The 17160-nt window shown below is 68.7% G+C and carries 23 protein-coding genes, 1 tRNA gene and 1 other RNA gene; 8 read left to right on the top strand and 17 right to left on the bottom strand.

The window, feature by feature from the left end:
- Positions 1 to 352: 352 nt before the first annotated feature.
- The 9 genes from LT972_RS09655 to LT972_RS09695 form a co-directional block, all read right to left on the bottom strand.
- Positions 353 to 1600, bottom strand: a complete 1248-nt coding sequence (locus tag LT972_RS09655; RefSeq protein WP_232569893.1) for a hypothetical protein — start codon at positions 1598 to 1600, stop codon at positions 353 to 355.
- Positions 1597 to 1869 (bottom strand): hypothetical protein, encoded by a 273-nt coding sequence (locus LT972_RS09660; protein ID WP_232569895.1) that lies wholly within the window; start codon positions 1867 to 1869, stop codon positions 1597 to 1599. Before LT972_RS09660 ends, LT972_RS09655 begins: the two co-directional genes overlap by 4 nt.
- Positions 1866 to 2339, bottom strand: coding sequence for a hypothetical protein (locus LT972_RS09665; RefSeq protein WP_232569897.1), 474 nt, complete (start codon positions 2337 to 2339; stop codon positions 1866 to 1868). The genes LT972_RS09660 and LT972_RS09665 overlap by 4 nt, the downstream gene beginning before the upstream one ends.
- Positions 2336 to 2611 carry a hypothetical protein gene (locus tag LT972_RS09670; RefSeq protein ID WP_232569898.1) on the bottom strand — a complete coding sequence of 92 codons (276 nt, stop codon included), beginning with the start codon at positions 2609 to 2611 and terminating at the stop codon, positions 2336 to 2338. The genes LT972_RS09665 and LT972_RS09670 overlap by 4 nt, the downstream gene beginning before the upstream one ends.
- Positions 2604 to 2816, bottom strand: a complete 213-nt coding sequence (locus LT972_RS09675) for a hypothetical protein (protein ID WP_232569899.1) — start codon at positions 2814 to 2816, stop codon at positions 2604 to 2606. Before LT972_RS09675 ends, LT972_RS09670 begins: the two co-directional genes overlap by 8 nt.
- Positions 2817 to 3000: 184 nt before the next feature.
- A tRNA-Arg gene (locus LT972_RS09680) sits at positions 3001 to 3075 on the bottom strand.
- A 51-nt stretch (positions 3076 to 3126) separates the two neighbouring features.
- Positions 3127 to 3813 carry a cupredoxin domain-containing protein gene (locus tag LT972_RS09685; protein WP_232569900.1) on the bottom strand — a complete coding sequence of 229 codons (687 nt, stop codon included), beginning with the start codon at positions 3811 to 3813 and terminating at the stop codon, positions 3127 to 3129.
- A complete protein-coding gene (locus tag LT972_RS09690; RefSeq protein WP_232569901.1) occupies positions 3810 to 4097 on the bottom strand; it encodes a hypothetical protein in 288 nt (95 codons plus the stop codon). The genes LT972_RS09685 and LT972_RS09690 overlap by 4 nt, the downstream gene beginning before the upstream one ends.
- Positions 4094 to 5839 carry a multicopper oxidase domain-containing protein gene (locus LT972_RS09695; RefSeq protein WP_232569902.1) on the bottom strand — a complete coding sequence of 582 codons (1746 nt, stop codon included), beginning with the start codon at positions 5837 to 5839 and terminating at the stop codon, positions 4094 to 4096. Before LT972_RS09695 ends, LT972_RS09690 begins: the two co-directional genes overlap by 4 nt.
- 90 nt (positions 5840 to 5929) lie before the next feature.
- On the opposite strand from LT972_RS09695, the gene LT972_RS09700 reads away from it, so the two are divergent.
- The 3 genes from LT972_RS09700 to LT972_RS09710 all read left to right on the top strand — a co-directional run bounded on the left by LT972_RS09700 (position 5930) and on the right by LT972_RS09710 (position 7976).
- Positions 5930 to 6769, top strand: a complete 840-nt coding sequence (locus LT972_RS09700) for a geranylgeranylglycerol-phosphate geranylgeranyltransferase (protein WP_232569903.1) — start codon at positions 5930 to 5932, stop codon at positions 6767 to 6769.
- 117 nt (positions 6770 to 6886) lie between these two features.
- Positions 6887 to 7534: an RAD55 family ATPase gene (locus tag LT972_RS09705; protein ID WP_232569904.1), complete on the top strand. Its 648-nt coding sequence runs from the start codon at positions 6887 to 6889 to the stop codon at positions 7532 to 7534.
- Between the two features lie 31 nt (positions 7535 to 7565).
- On the top strand, positions 7566 to 7976 hold the full coding sequence (locus tag LT972_RS09710; RefSeq protein WP_232569905.1) for a CoA-binding protein: 411 nt from the start codon (positions 7566 to 7568) through the stop codon (positions 7974 to 7976).
- Here LT972_RS09710 and LT972_RS09715 read toward each other — a convergent pair.
- From LT972_RS09715 to LT972_RS09725, 3 genes are read right to left on the bottom strand one after another with little or no spacing between them, the layout of a single operon-like run.
- Positions 7973 to 8953 (bottom strand): PLP-dependent cysteine synthase family protein, encoded by a 981-nt coding sequence (locus tag LT972_RS09715; protein WP_232569906.1) that lies wholly within the window; start codon positions 8951 to 8953, stop codon positions 7973 to 7975. The two genes, LT972_RS09710 and LT972_RS09715, sit on opposite strands and share 4 nt — an antisense overlap.
- Positions 8954 to 8980: 27 nt before the next feature.
- Positions 8981 to 9244 carry a DUF5798 family protein gene (locus LT972_RS09720; protein WP_232569907.1) on the bottom strand — a complete coding sequence of 88 codons (264 nt, stop codon included), beginning with the start codon at positions 9242 to 9244 and terminating at the stop codon, positions 8981 to 8983.
- Positions 9245 to 9281: 37 nt separating this feature from the next.
- Positions 9282 to 10301, bottom strand: coding sequence for a nucleotidyl transferase family protein (locus LT972_RS09725; RefSeq protein WP_232569909.1), 1020 nt, complete (start codon positions 10299 to 10301; stop codon positions 9282 to 9284).
- Positions 10302 to 10405: 104 nt separating this feature from the next.
- On the opposite strand from LT972_RS09725, the gene ffs reads away from it, so the two are divergent.
- Positions 10406 to 10717, top strand: an RNA gene (ffs, locus tag LT972_RS09730) — signal recognition particle sRNA.
- A 199-nt stretch (positions 10718 to 10916) separates the two neighbouring features.
- On the top strand, positions 10917 to 11366 hold the full coding sequence (locus LT972_RS09735) for a universal stress protein (RefSeq protein ID WP_232569911.1): 450 nt from the start codon (positions 10917 to 10919) through the stop codon (positions 11364 to 11366).
- A 1-nt stretch (position 11367) separates the two neighbouring features.
- Here LT972_RS09735 and LT972_RS09740 read toward each other — a convergent pair whose 3' ends face one another.
- The 3 genes from LT972_RS09740 to LT972_RS09750 all read right to left on the bottom strand — a co-directional run bounded on the left by LT972_RS09740 (position 11368) and on the right by LT972_RS09750 (position 12821).
- Positions 11368 to 12240 (bottom strand): mechanosensitive ion channel family protein, encoded by an 873-nt coding sequence (locus tag LT972_RS09740; RefSeq protein WP_232569913.1) that lies wholly within the window; start codon positions 12238 to 12240, stop codon positions 11368 to 11370.
- Positions 12240 to 12482: a YhbY family RNA-binding protein gene (locus LT972_RS09745; protein WP_232569914.1), complete on the bottom strand. Its 243-nt coding sequence runs from the start codon at positions 12480 to 12482 to the stop codon at positions 12240 to 12242. The genes LT972_RS09740 and LT972_RS09745 overlap by 1 nt, the downstream gene beginning before the upstream one ends.
- Before the next feature lie 63 nt (positions 12483 to 12545).
- Positions 12546 to 12821 (bottom strand): ribonuclease P protein component 4, encoded by a 276-nt coding sequence (locus LT972_RS09750; RefSeq protein ID WP_232569916.1) that lies wholly within the window; start codon positions 12819 to 12821, stop codon positions 12546 to 12548.
- A gap of 71 nt (positions 12822 to 12892) precedes the next feature.
- On the opposite strand from LT972_RS09750, the gene LT972_RS09755 reads away from it, so the two are divergent.
- Positions 12893 to 13942 carry a glycosyltransferase family 4 protein gene (locus tag LT972_RS09755; RefSeq protein WP_232569918.1) on the top strand — a complete coding sequence of 350 codons (1050 nt, stop codon included), beginning with the start codon at positions 12893 to 12895 and terminating at the stop codon, positions 13940 to 13942.
- A gap of 1 nt (position 13943) precedes the next feature.
- Entirely contained in the window at positions 13944 to 15050 is a 1107-nt protein-coding gene (locus LT972_RS09760; RefSeq protein WP_232569920.1) for a glycosyltransferase, read from the top strand.
- Here the strand turns inward: LT972_RS09760 and LT972_RS09765 are convergent.
- Both LT972_RS09765 and LT972_RS09770 read right to left on the bottom strand, forming a co-directional pair.
- Complete coding sequence (locus LT972_RS09765) at positions 15047 to 15439, bottom strand: hypothetical protein (protein ID WP_232569922.1); 393 nt, start codon at positions 15437 to 15439, stop codon at positions 15047 to 15049. The genes LT972_RS09760 and LT972_RS09765 overlap by 4 nt on opposite strands.
- Positions 15440 to 15674: 235 nt before the next feature.
- Complete coding sequence (locus LT972_RS09770; RefSeq protein WP_232569923.1) at positions 15675 to 16430, bottom strand: DUF2797 domain-containing protein; 756 nt, start codon at positions 16428 to 16430, stop codon at positions 15675 to 15677.
- Positions 16431 to 16538: 108 nt separating this feature from the next.
- On the opposite strand from LT972_RS09770, the gene LT972_RS09775 reads away from it, so the two are divergent.
- The gene (locus tag LT972_RS09775) at positions 16539 to 17153 is read left to right on the top strand and encodes a VOC family protein (protein ID WP_232569925.1); all 615 of its coding nucleotides are present in this window, start codon (positions 16539 to 16541) and stop codon (positions 17151 to 17153) included.
- Positions 17154 to 17160 lie beyond the last annotated feature (7 nt).

Raw genomic sequence — 17160 nt, forward strand, 5'->3', positions numbered from 1 at the left:
AGGGCAGGGTAAGTATAAGATTCGCGCTCGCTGAACGCTCGCGCGAAAAATACGGGGGCTACGCCCCCTACCGCACCGCGACCGCCCCGCGCCGCGACCACCGTCGGGAAGTCGGCGAGCACGCCGGCGACGACGGAGGCGGTGGTGACGACGGACAGATAGTCTCATGCGAGAACCCTCTCACTCTCGGTGGTCTGACCGCGACTCTCCGCCATCGAGACGCCCGAATTGCAAACACCAGTCGTCGCCAACAGGTTCGATACGCGTCTAAAACATTCGGAAATTGATTATAGGCGACGAAAAAGAGAGTGTCGCCACTACCCACCGAGCGAACCCGACCGGTGGAGCGCCGTCAGTCCGGCGGGCGCTCCTCGGGTTCCTCGTCGACGCGCTCCCGCCACGCCGCCCACGTCTCGCGGAGATCGTCGGCGTGCTCGGCGTCAGCCATCCAGTCGTCGTCAGTCAGGAACGCCGGTGCGTTCTTGATGTCGAGCAGCCGTCCGTCGCAGTTCTCGCGTACCTCGTGTTCCTCCTCGATCTCCACCACGTCGTCGCCCGGCGGCGCACCGTCACCGTGGGCCGCGCCGAGGTTCACCTTCTCCGCCGGCACTTCGACGGTCTCGGTCACGAGCTTGTCCCGTTCGAGCGTACACGCCACCGAGTCGTACGGCAGACCGAGCGTGTTCACGCCGACCGAGCGCACGGCGGCATCGGCTTCGCGTTCGATGTGCGGCTCGGCCACGAAGTTGTGAACCTCGCCCCAGTACCCGTACTGGTTACTCCCGTCATCGACGCCGGTGTGGGACAGGCAGTAGGTCACGACGCGAGCAAGGTCGTGGAGGTCGTAGATGCTCACGTTCGAGTCGTCGCCCTTCGTGATCCGCTCGATGAGCCACCCGGTCGCGTCCTCTACGGCGCGCGTGACGTGACCACCGTCCACGTTCTTCGAGAGCGCGACGACGTGGAAGTGCGGCGAGTAGGACAACTCCTCGCGCGTCTCCGCCCACTCCTGACTCTCGCCGTCCGGAAGCAAGTGCTTCCAGAAACCACGGTCGTCGCCATCGACGCCCCGCCACGGGTGGTAGAACCACGCGCCGGTGTCTACGCCGAGCTCACTCAGCACCTCCTTGATGAGATCGACGGTGCGACCGAGCGCGTCCTCGGAGTCCACCGCGAACCCATCTGGCGGCGACAACACGAGGTGGTGGAACTTCCAGCCGTTCCACCCCGGTCGCTTCGACTCCTTCGCGCGGCGGAGGGCTTCCAGCTTCGAGACGACGGCCTTCGCACGACGGCGGTCGGCACCCTTCCAGCAACGCGGGCACTCCCACGAGTAGCACGTCGAACCGACGTGCGAGACGTGGCCGCAGTCCGCGCAGAACCGGGGCACGTCGTCGCCACACTCCGCGTCACGGGTGCCGTGTCCCGGGATCGGGAGCGGCGGGAGTGTGTCGGTGAATCGGTCGCCGTCGCCGTTCGTTCGCTCGAAGATGTTGATGGCTTTCGACGGGTTCGCCTGCCGCGTTCCGTCGTCGCTCCCGTACGCGATGCCGGACTTGTCAGTCCGGAACGGCGCGCGCTCGGAGTCGCCCGCGCTCATGGCGCCACCTTCTCGGGAAGACAGCCGCCGCACACGTCGCAGGCTACGCCGTCCTCGATGAGTCGGCTGTACGCGGCGGCACGGCGCTCCTCGTAGTCGCTGGCGTCGAACACGTCGCCCGCGAACCGGAGCGGAAGCGCGTGCTCGTGGCACGCCTCGCAGACGTACAGCGGCGTCTCTTGGTCGTACCAGACGATGGCCTTCGCCTCGCGCGTGCGGTCGCTCTCGGCGCCCTCGAGGCCTGCGTAGTAGTCGCTGGCCGCCGTCATCCTTCCACCTCCGTCGGGTCGAAGAGGTTGCTCCACGCGAGTTGCCGGTAGCCGGCCTCGGCGCGGTCGCCGTCGACGCTCGTCCACCCGTCGGGAAGCAGACCGTCGACGACAGACGCGGGTACCACAAGCATCGCGAGCACGTGCTCGGTACGCGGTTGGTAGACCGCGAACAGGTAGGACGCACCCTCGCGGACAAGTCGCTCGTGCTGGCGCTGGCGGATGAAGTACCGCCCACGGTCGCCTGAGTTGAGGCGGCGCTGGGCGGCCTTGATCTCCACCGGCGTGTCGCGTTCAAGCACGACGACGCCCACGAACGGGAGCCGGTCGCTCGGTTCGAGCAGGCCGTCAACGCGGGCGTCGTGCCACTCGGCGGTGTTGTCGCCCACGTGCCGGAGCGCCGGCACCTGCTGGATGACTTCGGCCTCGATCGCCTCGCCCGCCGCCTTCGATGTGCGGGCGCGGCTCACGGCCACCACCCCGCGTGCCGGATGGCGCGACGAATCGCGTGCTTCGCGTCGGGCGCGTAGATCGCCGTCCGAATCTTGCCGTCACGAACGACGAGCACGCACCGACTCGCCGGGTCGTAGCGCGCCTCCTCGCCGCGAAGCCAATCGCGGCCCGGAATCTCGTGGCCCTCGTGCCACGCCGTCTCCACGGTGCGGCCCGCCGCGTCCGACCGGAACAGGAACCGTTCGCGGGCGTGGCCGGAGACGGTCGGCAGTTCGGTGGCTTCAGTCACCGACACCACCCGCGAACAGCGGTTCGTCGTGGTCGGGTGCGGTCTCACCGAGCGGTGACAGACCGAAGTCCTCGGGCGCGTGGTCCGCGATGTGGTGGTGGCGGTCCTCGTCGCGGTCGAAGTCGTAGCCACAGGCCGGACAGATTTCGAGGTGGACGCGCTCGCGGCTCCGCGTGTAGACCGCGACTCGGAGGTAGCGGCTCACGCCGACCACCCCGTGAGAACCGAGTTGGCGCGCGTTACTCGGAGACGGCGAGAGGCCGCGACACGGTTCGTGTTGGTATCCGGTTCAGACGGGGGTTGCAGAAAACGGATATTTCCGTATTTGTGGGCGGTACAGACGCATAGAAGCCGCTTCTGAGTAGGACGCCGTTCGGGTGAAAAGCGAGTGGGCGCTGCAGGATTTGAACCCGCGGCATCTTGGTCCGAAGCCAAGTGCTCTGTCCAAGCTGAGCTAAGCGCCCTGTACCACTTCGTACACGGAGGGTAGTTTTAAACGTCGTGGTTCGGCGGCGTCAGTCGCGGACGGCGAGCAGCGCCGCGGCGGCGAGCGCTGCGAGCGCGGCGAGGGCGCCGAATCCGGGGACGGGGAGAGACGTTCCGCCGGATTCGGTCGTCGTGGATTGAGTCGTCGCGTCGCCGGGGCCGTCGGTGATTACGAGCGGGAGGCGCATCCCCTTCTGTTCGTGCTGGGGAAGCGAGCAGTGACCCTGGTACTCGCCGGACTGGGCGGGCGTGACGAACGTGCCGGTGACGCGGCCGCGGTCGGCGACTTCGATGGTGAACATCCCCATCGGGTAGGTGTCGGACGGGAGGCCGTGGGCCATCCACTGATGGCGGACGTCGTCGTGGTTGACGAGCGTGACGACGAGGCGCGTGCAGGGGGACGCGGTGAGCGTGTCGACGTCGTAGCCGAAGGCTTCGCCGGGGTCGGCGTACTCGCTGCCGGCGTGGATGGTGACGTGGCGTTCGCCCCGGATTTCGGCGCAGCCGCCGGGCGCGGTGTCGGTGTTGGCGTTGACCACGCTGCCGTTCTCGACGAGCGTGGTCTCGGGGGTTGCGTCGCCGTCGGGCGTCGGATGGGCGAATCCGCTGCTGTCGCCGGACGCGACGCTGGCGTCCGTGAGCGCGGTGGCCCCGACAACCGAGGCGAGCGCGAGGACGAGGACGGCGACGGCGGCACCGGCGTGGCGGAGCGTCATCGCAGCCACCTCCCGAGCGTGACGCCGAAGCCGACGAGCAGGCCGCCGGCGAGGAAGCCGCCGCCGACGATGACTGCGTCCGAGACGCCGTCGTCGACCGCAACGCGGGTCGGCGACCCGGACGAGGTGGCGGCGCCGGGGTCGTCGGTCGTCGTTGTGTCGTCGTCGGGCGCGGGGTGTGCGAGGTTCGGGCCGTCGCCCGCGGTTGCGCTCCCCGCGAGCGCGAGCGAGACGGCGAGCGCGGCGACGAGGAGCGACCGCGCGACGCCGGGCAAGCGATTCACTCCGCCCACCTCCCGAGCGCGACGCCCGCGCCGACGAGGAGCGCCCCGCCGAGGATGCTCCCGACGAGGAGCACGAGGTCCGGAACGCCGGAGTCGCCGCCGACTCGGCTCACCGGCTGGTCGGCGTCCGAGGCGTTCGCGCTCGCCGCGTCCTCGGGCGAGTCGCCGTACAGGTCGGCGTCGAGGTGCCCCCAGGCCGGCACCTCGCCGTCGTAGTACGCGGGGTCGAAGTACCGGGAGAGGTTCGCGTTCATCTCGGGGATGCCGTTCGACCGGAGGTAACTGTCGTACGCGATGGTCGTCACGGTGCCGCCCGGGCCGATGCCGTCGGTGGTCACTGCGGGTTCGCGGTGGTCGTGCATCAGCCAGACGCCCTCGCCGAACGAGTTGCGGCCGTCGGTCGTCGTGTTCAACACGATGTCGGCGCGCTGGGCGGCCGTGAGGCCGACCACGTCCCGCGTGCGCTCGGTGCCCTCGGGGACGCTGACGCCGTCGAGCGCTTCGACGGAGAACTTGTGGCCGTGCGTGTGCAGGGAGAGCGTGCGACTCCCGGCGTTCAGCACGCGCAGGCGGTACGACGCGTTCGGTTCGACGGCGACGACGGACTCGCGGAGCGTGTACGGGAACGACCGGCCGTTCAACAGGAAGTAGTCCATCGACGCGTTCGTCGCGTCGTACTCGCGGTTCGTCGCCTCGGCGATCTCCCGGGTGTCGTCGTAGCGCTTGGGAATCTCGTGGAGTTCCTCGTCGACGCCCTGATACTGGAGGTCGTAGACAGCGTCGTGTTTCTCGGTCATCGCCTCGGAGGGGTGGCGGACCTTCCCGCCGCCGACGTTGAACGTCTGGACGCGGTTGTCCGAGCGGTTCTCCGTGACGACGAGCATCCCCGACAGCCCCATCTTGACGTGGACGCTCGGCGCGACGTGGCAGTGATAGAAGTTCGTGCCGGGGCGTTCGGGCGTGAACTCGTAGGTTCGCTCCTCACCGGGCAGAATCGGGTCTTCGCTGGTCTGCGGGACGCCGTCGTTCCCGCTCCCGTTGACCTCGTACTCGTGGGTGACGCCGTGGAGGTGGAGCGTGTGCGGCGCGTAGTGGGTGTTCTCGACGGTGATTTTCACCCGGTCGCCTTCCTCGACGCGAATCGGCGGACTCGGCATCCGGACGAGTCGCGCGGCGGTCGACCCGTCGGTCACCATCCCGCGGGTCTTCGGCGCGAACACCCAGAACGCGGGCGACACGCCGGGCGCGATTTCCCGGTTGAGCGCGGCGTTGTGCTCGTTGATTCCCATCACCTCGAGCGTGATGTGAATCACGTCCGGGTCGCCGTCGCCGTCGGTGTCGTTGCCCTTCACGACGGCGTCACGGGAGAGCCCGGAGCGCTTGAGCACCTCGTCGGGGACGTTGTTCGTGCCGAGCACGCTCGCCGCGACGACGTTCGGGTCGTCCGGGCGACACGCCTGCTCGGCCTGAATGCGGACGCCGGCGAGCAGTTGGGGCGCGCGCCACGACGGGTGGTCGAACGAACACACCGACTCGTTTTCCTGCTGGACTGCCCCGGCGTTCGCGGCCGACGCGGACGGCTTCGCGGTCTGCGGAGACGGCGCGGACGCAGACGCTGTGGATTCGACCGCGGTCGGAGCGCCGGTCTCACTGGCCGGACCGGCGGACGCGACGCCGCCGACGCTCGCGCTGGCGACGACCGCGAACGCGACGAGGAGGGCGCGGCGGGCACGGGCGGACATCGTCCGAACGTTGCCGCGAGACGGGAAGTCGGTTTCGCTCGTTCTCGCGTATCGCCTCCTTTATGCCGAGCGCCCGACCTACCGCAGGCCATGAACGTCGCGGCCACCGCGAAGGGGCTCCTCGAACTGACGCGCCCGGCGAACACCGTCGCCGCCGGCGTGCTCACGTTCATCGGCGCGTTCGTCGCGGGCGGCGCGTTCGACCAGCAGGCCGCGACGGCCGCCGCGGTCGGCGCGACGTGGTTCGCGACGGCCGCCGGCATGGCAATCAACGACTACTTCGACCGCGAGGTCGACCGCATCAACAACCCCGAGCGCGCGATTCCCCGCGGCGCGGTGTCGCCCCGCGGCGCGCTCGCGTTCAGCGTCGTCCTCTTCCTCGGCGCCGTCGTCCTCGCCGCGCTGCTGCCGCCGCTCGCGCTCGGCATCGCCGCCGTGAACCTCGTCGGCCTCGTGACGTACACGCAGTACTTCAAGGGCCTGCCGGGCGCCGGGAACGCGCTCGTCGCGTACCTCGGCGGCTCGACGTTCCTGTTCGGCGCGGCGGCAGTCGGCGACCCGCTGGCGGGCGGCGTACTCGCCGCGCTCGCCGCGCTCTCGACGCTCACGCGAGAGATAGTGAAGGACGTCGAGGACATCGAGGGCGACCGCGAGGAGGGACTGAACACCCTCCCCATCGCCATCGGCGAGCGCCGCGCGCTCCTGCTCGGTGCGGCGATGCTCGTCGTCGCCGTCGCGGCGAGTCCCGTGCCCTATCTGCTCGGGACGTTCGGCGTCTGGTATCTCGTCGCCGTCGCGCCCGCCGACGCCGTGATGCTCGCGGCCGCGTACCGGAGTTTCGACGACCCGAGTGCCGGACAGCGCCTCCTCAAACTGGGGATGTTCGCCGCCGCGTTCGCGTTCGTCGTGGGGCGCGTGGCCGCCGCGTGACCTTCGCAATCAAAAGGAATATAACTGAATCGGCATATCATCAGAGCAGATGAGCGTGGGGGAGTTACACCCGGGTCCACGTCACCCCCAGTTGCCGTCCGGAGGCGAACCGTAGCGATGTACGAACTTGGGGGCGCGTTCTCGGACGTCGAGGTCGACGCGGGCACGAACGTACTCGTCGAGGGGCCGCCGATGAGCGGCAAGCGCGAGCTGGGCTTCCAGATTCTCGCCGAGGGCGCTCGCAACGGAGAGGGGTCTATATTCGTCACGACGAAGGACAACGCCGACCGCGTCGTCGAGGACTTCGCGGAACTCGTCGGAGACGTCGAACCGACCGTCGGCGTCGTCGACTGCGTCACCAAACAGCAGGGCATGGGGTCGGCCTCGGAGTCCGAGCTGATTCGGTACGCGTCCTCGCCGGTCGACCTCACCGGCATCGGTATCGAACTCTCGGAACTCCTGCGCGCGCTCTACCAGCAACGCGGCGTCAAGCGCAACCGCATCCTCCTGCACTCGCTGTCGACGCTGCTGATGTACTCGGACCTCCAGACCGTCTTCCGGTTCATGCACGTGTTCACGGGGCGCGTGCAGTCAGCGGACGCCCTCGGCGTGTTCGTCATCGACGCGAGCGCGCACGACGAGCAGACCGTCAGCACGCTCAAACAGTTGTTCGACGGCATCGTCACCGTCCGCGAGGCCGACGACGGCGGCTTCGAGGCGCGCCTGCAGGGTCTCAGTGGCGGCGACGACTGGCGGAGCCTGTAGACTTTTCGCCGCGCCGGGCGTACGTCCGGCTATGCCAGTCGAATCCGACGAGGAACTCGCCGAGATTCTGGACTACGAGACGATTGCGGTCGTCGGCTGTTCGAACACGCCGGGGAAGGAGGCCCACGAGATTCCGAAGTACCTCCGCGACCACGGCTACGACGTGATTCCCGTGAACCCGTTCGCCGAGGAAATCTTCGGCCGGGCGGCCTACGACTCGCTCGCGGACGTCGAGGAGGAAATCGACATCGTGGACGTGTTCCGACCGAGCGACGAGGTGGCGGGCATCGTGGACGCCGCAATCGAGCGCGACGACGTGAAAGTCGTGTGGACGCAGTTGGGTATCCGGGACGACGACGCCGCGAAGAATGCCGAGGACGCGGGGCTACGCGTCGTTCAGGACAAGTGCATGAAAGTCGAGCACCAGCGACTGAAGGCCTAGCCCTCCCACTCCTCGTAGTCGCCGTAGACGCCCTTCGAGAGGTAGCGCTCGCTGGAGTCCGGGAAGACGGTGACGACGCAGTCGTGGGGCAGGTCGATGTCGCCGGCGGCGGCGCGCTCGGCGACGTCGAGCGCGGCGAGGCTGTTCGCGGCGGAACTGGACGCGACCAACTGGCCTTCCTCGCGGGCGAGCCGTTGCATCTCGGCGTGCGTGTCCTCGTCGGGAATCTGGGTCACGTCGTCGACGAACTCGGGGTCGAACAGTTCGTTCGTGGCGGGGTCGTGGGTGCCGATGCCCTCGGTCTTGTACTCGGCCTCCGCGACGTCCCGCCCCTTCGTCGTGGCGTACAGCGACCCCGTGGGTTCGACGGCGGTGACGTGGAGGTCGGGCACCTGCTCGCGGAGGTAGCGCCCGGTTCCCATCAGGGTGCCGGCGGTGCCACACCCGGCGACGAGTGCGCCGACCTCGTCGTCGAGCGCGTCGCCGATTTCGGGGCCGGTGGTCTCGTAGTGCGCCTCGGCGTTCAGGGGGTTCGAGAACTGCTGGGGGACGACGGCGTCGTCGAGTTCCTCGGCGAGTCCGTGCGCGCGGTCGATGGCGCCGCCCATCCCATCCTCCGTGGGCGTGTTGATTACGTCGGCGCCGAGCGCGCGCATGAGTTGCTGTTTCTCGACGCTGAAGCGCTCGGGCACGACGAAGACGGCGTCGACGCCGAGCTGGCCGGCGGCGACCGCGAACCCGATGCCGGTGTTGCCGGCGGTCGGCTCGATGACGGTGCCGCCCTCGGGGAGTTCTCCCGATTCGAGCATCGCTTCGAGCATGTACTTCCCGATGCGGTCTTTCACGCTCGCGCCGGGGTTGAACGACTCCAGTTTCGCGTACACCGGCACGTCGTCGGGCGCGGCCTGCACGCGCACGAGCGGCGTCTCCCCGACCGTGTCGAGTACCGAGTCCAGCGGCCTCCGGTGGGTGGTCATCTGCGCGGTAATTCTTGCCTGCGTTCTTTAGTCGTTGCCATCCGACTCCTCGCCGACGTCGACGCTGGCGACGGCTTCCTCGACGTCGACGCCGCGTTCCTCGGCGAGTTCGTCGAGAATCGCGCGCTGTTCGGCGAGTTCGCGTTCGAGGTCGGCGACCGTCGCGTTCGTGTCCTCGACGGTCTGCTCGACCTCCTCGACCTCCTCGCGGAGTTTCTCGAATCGCTCGTAGAGCTTCTCGGCGTAGTCGGTGACTTTCTGGAGTTTCTTCGCGGTCGAACCGAATCCCATGGAGGGTCGTAGCGGCCGCGAGAGGTTGACAGTTTCCCTACGCCGGCCACTCGCTCGCGAGGCCGGCGAGGTAGTCGGCGTACTCGGCGCGAGCGGCGTCCCACGCCTCGCCGCCCTCCCGACACGCCGCTTCGAGGTCTGTGAGGCGGTCGGCGTCGTAGTCGGAGACGAGCGTCATCATCCGGTAGACGGCAGACGCCGCGGGCGGCGCGCCGTCGTCGGCCTCGTGGACGAGACGCCGGACTCGGTCTGGCGCCATATCCATCGTGATGCCGGACCCCGGAATCGTCTTGGACATCTTCGGGTAGCCGTCGAGTCCGGGCACCATGCGCGTGAACAGGCAGTCGAACGCGGGGTCGAACGGCGTCTTCGCGGCGTAGTGCTCGTTGAACAGGTAGAGCGGGTGTTCGTCGATGCCGAGTACGAAGACGGTCTGGTCGTAGCCGTCGGCGAGCGTCGGGTGGAGGAAGTCCGCGAGGCAGAGCAACGCGGCCATCCGCCCGCCGAACTCGGTGCTTCCCGACGCGTCGTCGTGTTCGACCTGGTGGGTGTCGTAGGCGTCGCGCAGTTTCGCCTCCCAGTCGTTCGGGTCCCGGTCGAAGTCGACGCCGTCCTCGAACTCGAAGTACGGCGCGAGGCGGAACGCCGTGTGCATCACGTCCCGGTCGTCGTACTGCGTTCGCACGCCGCCCTCGTACCCGACGCCGTCCAGAAACTCGCGATAGTCGTCGGCGAGCCCCCGGACCACGTCGAGGTCGCGGCCGCTGCCGGCGTACTTCTCGTAGTCCGCGAGCAGGAACTGGGTGTCGAAGCCCGCGTCGTGGAGGCGCTCGACGGCGAACATCTGCGCGACGGTGCCGACGTGTGGCGTCCCCGTGAGTCCCGCGCTCGCCACGAACAGCGTGTCGTCGCCCGCGCTGGCGACCGCGTCGGCGTCGGTCGTCGCGGCGAACGCCCGGTCCACCAGCCCAGCGGAGAGGTCGCCGACAGCGACGTCGGTGCGGTCGTAATCGAACTCCTCGCGAATCGCCGCGTAGTGGTCGGCCAAGTCGGCCATGTGCAGCGGTTTCCTGGCGCCGATGAAAGTGTTAACGCGCTCCACGTTAGCAAGCAACGAACGCCGCGACCCGAAAGGCCCTTAAGAACCACCCGGCTACGTGAAAGTGGACTAGGCCGGGCGGTTTGGCTCCGCCCCCTGCCCGCGAGATAGTCATCAGCGGGGGCCGAACACCGGGCCAGTGCGGCAGCCCCGCTCGGGCCCCGGAAGCCGACATGGAAGCCTCGTCCTTCGGGGACGGCGGTCCGCGGCGCGCGCCTGCAAGGGCGTCGCCGTCGCGGTTCGTCGGTGCCAACCCGTCAGGCACGGAAGTGAGCAGCGGACCACCGAACGTCCGTCGCTCGAAGGGTCGCGGGGTGGAGGAGGCGACCGGGACTACCCGACCGGGAACGCCGGGCCACCCCGGCTGTCCACCATTCATACGCACTTTTGCGCTGCACGAGCGGCGCGTAGCGCCGCCCGTTCGGCAAAACGCACTCCTCCCTCCAGCCGCGGCTCTAAGAGCCGTGTTAGTCGCTCGTCGGCCAGCGCGCTGCGCGCGCTGTGAGCGACTCGTAGTCCCGCACCGCGAGAACGACGCCCGCGTTTATTGGCAGTCGCGTAGTAAGTCGAGGTATGTACGACAGCATCCTGCTCGCCACGAACGGCGGCACCGCCTCCGAGGACGCCGAAACCCACGCCATCGAACTCGCGGCGGAACACGGCGCCACCCTGCACGCGCTGTTCGTCGTCGACGAGTCCGTCTACACCGCGTACAGCGGCGACGAGTACGTCGACGGCGCCGAGGGCCCCGAACACGGCCTCGAAGAACTGGGCGAGGAGACACTCGACGCGCTCCGCGACCGCGCCGAACGCGCGGGCGTCGACGTCGCGACCGCGATGCGGTACGGCGAACCGCCGGAGACCATCGTCGCGTACGCGGACGACGTGGACGCCGACCTCGTCGTCCTCGGGACAAAGCGCCGGCCCGCGGAGTACCGGTCGCTGCTCGGGAGCGTCACCGACCGCGTGCTGCGGCTAACCGAACGGCCCGCGACGGTCGTGAAAACCGAAGTCGAAGAGTAGGTTACTCGTCGAGGTGCTCAGCGCCCGGCGAGCCCGCGACCTCGATTTCGCCCTCGAGGGTGCGCGTCGGGTACGGGATGTCGATGCCCTCCTCGTCGAAGCGCTCCTTGACGGCCTGCACGTAGTCGGCGCGAATCTTCACGTAGTCCGAGCGCGACGGGTCCGAAATCCAGAACCGCGACTTGAGGCCGACGTAGGAGTTCCCGAGTTCGGTGAGGCGCACCGAGACGCCGGGGTCGTCGAGGATGCCGTCTATCTTCTCGGCCTCCTCGACGATGATGTCGGTCGCCTTGTCGATGTCGTCGTCGTAGCCGATGCCGAACAGGAACTGCAGTCGGAGGCGGTCTTTCGCCACGGGGTTCTTGATGACGCCGCCGGTCAGCACCGAGTTCGGCACCGTCAGCAGTTCGTTGTCGAACGTGCGGACGCGCGTGACGCGGAGGCTGATGTCCTCCACGATGCCCGCGTTGTCGTCCCACTCGATCCAGTCGCCGATGCGGAACGGCTCGTCCGTGTAGATGAACACGCCGGAGACGAAGTTCGCGATGACGTCCTGCATCGCGAAGCCGATAGCGAGCGTCGCGGCCGCCGCGATGGTCGCGAGACTCGTCAGGAAATTCCCGTACTCCGCGAACCCGAACGCCACCGCGATGGCGACGAAGACGATGGCGATGTTCACCACCTTCTGGAGGGGTTTGCGGGCGTGCGTGTCGAGGTTGCGGCGCTTGAGCACGCGGTCGAACAGCGGCCGCACCACGACGCGACCGATGAGGTACACCGCGAGGAACGACGCCACGAAGTAGATGAGTTGCGTGATGGCGACGGCGTACTCGGGCGCGACGTCCTGCACGAACGGCAGCGGCTCGACCGGCATCAGTTGAACACCGCCGTGTTACCTCGCACGTCCACGACGTTCGCGCCGACGCGGTCGGCGAGGTCGGCGGCGAGGTCTTCGGTCTCGTCGCTGCCGCGCGCCGACCGAAGGAACTTCACCTTCACCACGTCCCGGTCGTCCAGTTGGTCGGCGAGTTCGTCGACGACCGACTCGACGCCGGCCTTCCCCACCCAGACGGTCACGTCGGCCTCGTGAGCCTGCTTCGCTAAGTCCTCAGACATTCCTACCCGTCCTACAGGCGCGGACGCTTTGAAACTTGTTGCCCGCGGCGAGCGCCGCGACGGCTACTCGTAGGGGTACCGCTCGTGGTGGCCGCAGTCACAGGTGACGACGACGTGGCCGTCCCGGGTGCGGACGCGGGCGTTCCGACCGGGCACGAGGTAGGTGTCGCAGGCGTCGCAGGTGAACCGCCGGAACTCGCGGGGCAACTGGAGGCGGTGGCGTTCCGCGAGCCGGCGGGCTCGGCGGACGTACTCGCGGGCGCGGTCGTCGTCGCCGGCGCGCGCTGCCTCCCGGGCGAGCGCGTGCAGGCGGTCGATTCGCTCCGCCGCGATGGACATACCGGCGCTCGGGCGGTCTCGCACAAGACAGTTCCGGTAGGGTTATCGGCAATCGCCGGCTTGCCCCGACAATGCGCGCGTTGAACTACCTCGAACTCGAGGAACACGTCCGCGGGGGGATGGTCACCGCGACCCGACAGCAGCGCAAGGCCCTCGCGACGACGGACATCGAGGTGGTGGAGTCGCCGTGGCGTGCCGGCAACCCAGTGCAGTCGCTGGGCACGCTGTTCGCCGGCGAGGGGTACTTCGAGTCGTACGACGTGGCCCACTGCAACCTCGTGGGGCCCGGGAGTATCGCCGTCGCACAGCACGCGAAGCGCAACGACATCCCGCTCGTGTTGCACGCGCACTTCACGAAGGAGGACTTCGCCGAGTCGTTCCGGGGGTCGACCCAGATTGCGCCGGCGCTCGAACCGTACCTCCGGTGGTTCTACTCGCAGGCCGACCTCGTGCTCTGCCCGAGCGAGTACACGAAGGGCGTCCTCGAATCCTACCCCGTGGACGCGCCGATTCGCCCGATGTCGAACGGCGTGGACACGGAGAGCATGGCGGGCTACGAGGAGTTCCGCGAGGACACCCGGGAGCGCTTCGACCTCGACGGGATGGTGGTGTACGCCGTCGGCGAGGTGTTCGAGCGGAAGGGGCTGACGACGTTCTGCGAACTCGCGAAGGCCACCGACTACGACTTCGCGTGGTTCGGCCCCTACGACGAGGGGCCACAGGCCGGGAAAGCGACGCGGAAGTGGGTGAACAATCCGCCGGAGAACGTGACGTTCACGGGGTTCATGGAGGACAAGCGCGCGGCGTTCGGCGCGGGCGACGTCTACCTGTTCCCCGCGAAAGTCGAGAACCAGGGCATCGCCGTGCTCGAAGCGATGGCCTGCGGGAAGCCCGTCGTCCTCCGGGACATCGACGTGTTCCGGGAGTTCTTCGAGGACGGCGAGGACTGCCTGATGTGCGAGACGTTCGAGGAGTTCGAGGCCGCACTCGAACGCCTCGCGGACGACCCCGAGTTGCGCGAGCGTCTCGGCGAGAACGCCCGCGAGACGGCCGAAGAGCACAGCCTCGAGCGCGTCGGCGAGCGACTGGAGGAGACGTACCGCGAACTCGTGGAGGCGTAGCGTGACCGAGGACTTGCCGACCGTCGCGGCGTTCACGGACTCCTACCTGCCGACCGTCAACGGCGTCACGTACACCGTCTCGACGTGGCACGAGGAGTACCAGGCCCGGGGCGGGTCGATGCCGGTCGTCTACCCGCGCTCGGACCACGAACCCGACGAGACCGAACACCCGGTGTCGAGTCTGCCGTTCCCGTTCTACGACGGCTACCGGATGGCGATTCCGAGCGCGCCCGACGAAGTCCGGGACGCCGACGTCGTTCACGCGCACACGCCGTTCGCGCTCGGCCTCGCGGGCTGGCGGCTCGCGGAGCAAAACGACGTGCCGCTGGTCGCGACGTACCACACGCCGACCGCGGAGTACGCGACCTACGTCGGCCCGGACGCGGTGACGGGCGCGGTGCGGCGCGCGAGCGAGCGCTGGGAGCGGTGGTTCCTCGACCGCGCGGACCTCGTGTTGACGCCGAGCGAGCGGACCAAAGAGGACGTCCGCGACCTCGGCGTGGAGACGCCCGTCGAACCGCTCCCGAACGGCGTCGACACCGAGCGCTTCCGGCCCGTCGACGGCGCGGCGTTCCGGGAGCGCCACGACCTCCCGACGGACCGCCCGCTCGTCGGCTACACGGGACGCCACGGCTACGAGAAGCGCCTCTCGGACGTGCTCGCGGCGGCCGAGGAGTTGGACGTGACGGTGGCGTTCGGCGGCGACGGTCCCGCTCGCGACGACCTCGAAGCCGAGGCCGAGCGCCGCGACGTGGACGCGCGCTTCCTCGGGTTCCTCGACCGCGACGACCTGCCGGCGTTCTACTCGGCCCTGGACGCGTTCGCGTTCCCGAGCCCCGTCGAGACCGAGGGGTTGGTCGCCCTGGAAGCCAACGCCTGCGGCACGCCGGTCGCGGGCGTGAACGCCGGCGCGCTCTCTGAGACGATTCTCGACGGCGAGACCGGCTACCACTACGAACCCGGGAACCTTCCGGGCTTCCGGCGCGCGATACGGCGGACGCTGGACGAGAAGGGACGTCTCGGCGAGAACTGCATCGCGCGCCGCGACGACATCAGCGTCGGGCGCGCAATCGACAACCTGGTCGAACGCTACCGGTCGCTTCTCTAGTCTTCGAGCGCGTTCGCGATGCGGTCGAGTTTGTTGTTCGTGCGCTCCAGTTCCTTCCGGAGCTGTTCGAGTTCGCGCTCGACCTTCTCGCTGGACCCACCGCCGGACTCCTCGCGGCCGGGACCGCCGCCCATGCCCGGCGGGCCGCCACCGCCGCCCATCATGCCGCCCATCATCTGCGCGAACGGGTTTCCGCCGCCGCCACCGCCGCCCATGCCGCCGGGGCCGCCGCCCATCTCCTCCATGCGCTCGCGGGGGTCGGCGCCCTCGCCCTCTTCGCGTTCCTGCGCGCGCTCCTCGCGAATCTCTTTGACGCGCTCTCGGAACGACTTCTCTTCCTCCTCGCCGTTCTCCGCGTCGGCGTCGTTCTGGGGTTCGTCGTCTGCCATACCCCCGAGTTCGCCGTCCGCACTGAAAAAAGCCTGCTTCCCGGTTCGGTCCACTCCTGCTCGTGATACCGTTTCGGCGTCCTCGAAAGCCCCCGCTCGCTGGCGGTCGCTCGCTGGCATATCGCTCACTCCGTTCGCGATAGCGGCCACCGAGACGACCACGCGAACGCCAGCGAGCGGCCCCTTTCAGTCCACCCGATGCCAGTAATCCAATCAGCAGGCACCACGTGACCGCTCAGAACGCCCCGAGACTCGACTGCACGTCGCGCTCGCTCGCTCCCTCGGTCGCGTCGTAACCGACGAGGTCGCGCATGTCGACGGCGTACGTCGTGCCGCCGCGTTCGAGGAGGAGGACGCGACCCTTCGTCCCGACGACGGTGCCGGTCGCCATCGTCTCGGCGACGGGGCGCGCGTCGAGGTCGGCGCCGTAGTCGAAGGCGAACGTCTCGATGGGGTCGAAGTCCGCGAGCAAGTCGTTCCACGCCGCGCCGTCGACCGATTCGCCGAGTCCGCGAACCTTCGTCGGGACGCGCACGCGGTCCGGAATGTCCTCCGCAATGCCGGCCTCGATGCGTCGCGCGCGCCGGCCGTCCTCGACGGTTCGGACGTGCGCCGCGCGGTCGGCGCCCTGTTCGCGGAGTCGTTCGTCGAGGCGCCAACTCCGCGTGACGCCGACCTTGAACACGTCGGGGGCGAACGCCGCGAGGTAGACGGCGTGTTCCTCGTGACACGAGTCGCGGGGCATCGTGCAGTTCCCGACACAGCGCGCACAGGGCCACGTCGACGTGTGGTCGTCGCAGTACGGCGCGCTCGGGTTCGGGCAGGACTCGTGGCCGTCGCCCCACGGGTCGCCGGCGCAGTGCCGCGATTCGAGCGTGTACGCGAGGCGTTCGCCGGCGACGAGCGACACGCGCTCGACCTCGCCCGCGTCCGCGACCTTGAGCGCGGCGGGACCGTCGCCCGGCGCCGTGTCGTACCCGACGATTTGCACGCCACGAGGTAGGACCGTCCCCGGTAAATCTCCCCCGATGACGTGCGCGTCACCGGGTGGCGCGGACGCCCGAGAGCGCTTATCCCCGCGGCCGGCGTAGCCGAGAGTATGGCAGACGATTCGATTCCCACGAGCGCCGACGCGCCCGACAGCCCGTTCCGCACGACCGGCACCGACCACATCACGGTGTGGGGGAGCAACGCCGAGGACACCATCGAGTTCTACCGCGACCTGCTCGGAATGCCGCTGGTGATGCGACAGCCGAACCTCGACGACCCCTCACAGACCCACCTCTTTTTCGACACCGGGGACGGCCGCATCCTCACCGTGTTCGTGAGCGACGACCGCGACTCGAATCGCGGCCGCCTCCGTACCGCGGTCGGCGGCGTCCACCACCTCGCCTTCTCCATCGACCCGGAGGAGTTCGAGACGGTGATGGACTCTCTCGAAGCGGCGGGCCACCACTACAACGTCTTCGACCGGGGCATCTTCTTCTCGCTGTACACGCAGGACAACAACGGCCTCATCATCGAGTTGGCGGCGGACAAGTACGACATCCCGGACGACCGGCGCGGCGAGGTGTTGGCGACCGCCCAGCGCATCCGCGAGGAGGACGGCGCGGACTACGCGAAAGACGAGCACATGGAGGCCGCACTGGAGGAACTCGGCATCGAGGCAGAGCCCGCAGACCTGCCGAACGCCGCGACGGGCGCCGGAGTCTGAACCGACG

The organism is Halobacterium litoreum (assembly GCF_021233415.1).
GTDB lineage: Archaea > Halobacteriota > Halobacteria > Halobacteriales > Halobacteriaceae > Halobacterium > Halobacterium litoreum.

Excerpts from the sequence above, each read along its gene's own strand:
- LT972_RS09655 (WP_232569893.1), bottom strand. The coding sequence starts at position 1,600 with ATGAGCGCGGGCGACTCCGAGCGCGCGCCGTTCCGGACTGACAAGTCC.
- LT972_RS09660 (WP_232569895.1), bottom strand. The coding sequence starts at position 1,869 with ATGACGGCGGCCAGCGACTACTACGCAGGCCTCGAGGGCGCCGAGAGC.
- LT972_RS09685 (WP_232569900.1), bottom strand. The coding sequence starts at position 3,813 with ATGACGCTCCGCCACGCCGGTGCCGCCGTCGCCGTCCTCGTCCTCGCG.
- LT972_RS09695 (WP_232569902.1), bottom strand. The coding sequence starts at position 5,839 with ATGTCCGCCCGTGCCCGCCGCGCCCTCCTCGTCGCGTTCGCGGTCGTC.
- LT972_RS09700 (WP_232569903.1), top strand. The coding sequence starts at position 5,930 with ATGAACGTCGCGGCCACCGCGAAGGGGCTCCTCGAACTGACGCGCCCG.
- LT972_RS09705 (WP_232569904.1), top strand. The coding sequence starts at position 6,887 with ATGTACGAACTTGGGGGCGCGTTCTCGGACGTCGAGGTCGACGCGGGC.
- LT972_RS09710 (WP_232569905.1), top strand. The coding sequence starts at position 7,566 with ATGCCAGTCGAATCCGACGAGGAACTCGCCGAGATTCTGGACTACGAG.
- LT972_RS09715 (WP_232569906.1), bottom strand. The coding sequence starts at position 8,953 with ATGACCACCCACCGGAGGCCGCTGGACTCGGTACTCGACACGGTCGGG.
- LT972_RS09720 (WP_232569907.1), bottom strand. The coding sequence starts at position 9,244 with ATGGGATTCGGTTCGACCGCGAAGAAACTCCAGAAAGTCACCGACTAC.
- LT972_RS09725 (WP_232569909.1), bottom strand. The coding sequence starts at position 10,301 with ATGGCCGACTTGGCCGACCACTACGCGGCGATTCGCGAGGAGTTCGAT.
- LT972_RS09735 (WP_232569911.1), top strand. The coding sequence starts at position 10,917 with ATGTACGACAGCATCCTGCTCGCCACGAACGGCGGCACCGCCTCCGAG.
- LT972_RS09740 (WP_232569913.1), bottom strand. The coding sequence starts at position 12,240 with ATGCCGGTCGAGCCGCTGCCGTTCGTGCAGGACGTCGCGCCCGAGTAC.
- LT972_RS09745 (WP_232569914.1), bottom strand. The coding sequence starts at position 12,482 with ATGTCTGAGGACTTAGCGAAGCAGGCTCACGAGGCCGACGTGACCGTC.
- LT972_RS09750 (WP_232569916.1), bottom strand. The coding sequence starts at position 12,821 with ATGTCCATCGCGGCGGAGCGAATCGACCGCCTGCACGCGCTCGCCCGG.
- LT972_RS09755 (WP_232569918.1), top strand. The coding sequence starts at position 12,893 with ATGCGCGCGTTGAACTACCTCGAACTCGAGGAACACGTCCGCGGGGGG.
- LT972_RS09765 (WP_232569922.1), bottom strand. The coding sequence starts at position 15,439 with ATGGCAGACGACGAACCCCAGAACGACGCCGACGCGGAGAACGGCGAG.
- LT972_RS09775 (WP_232569925.1), top strand. The coding sequence starts at position 16,539 with ATGGCAGACGATTCGATTCCCACGAGCGCCGACGCGCCCGACAGCCCG.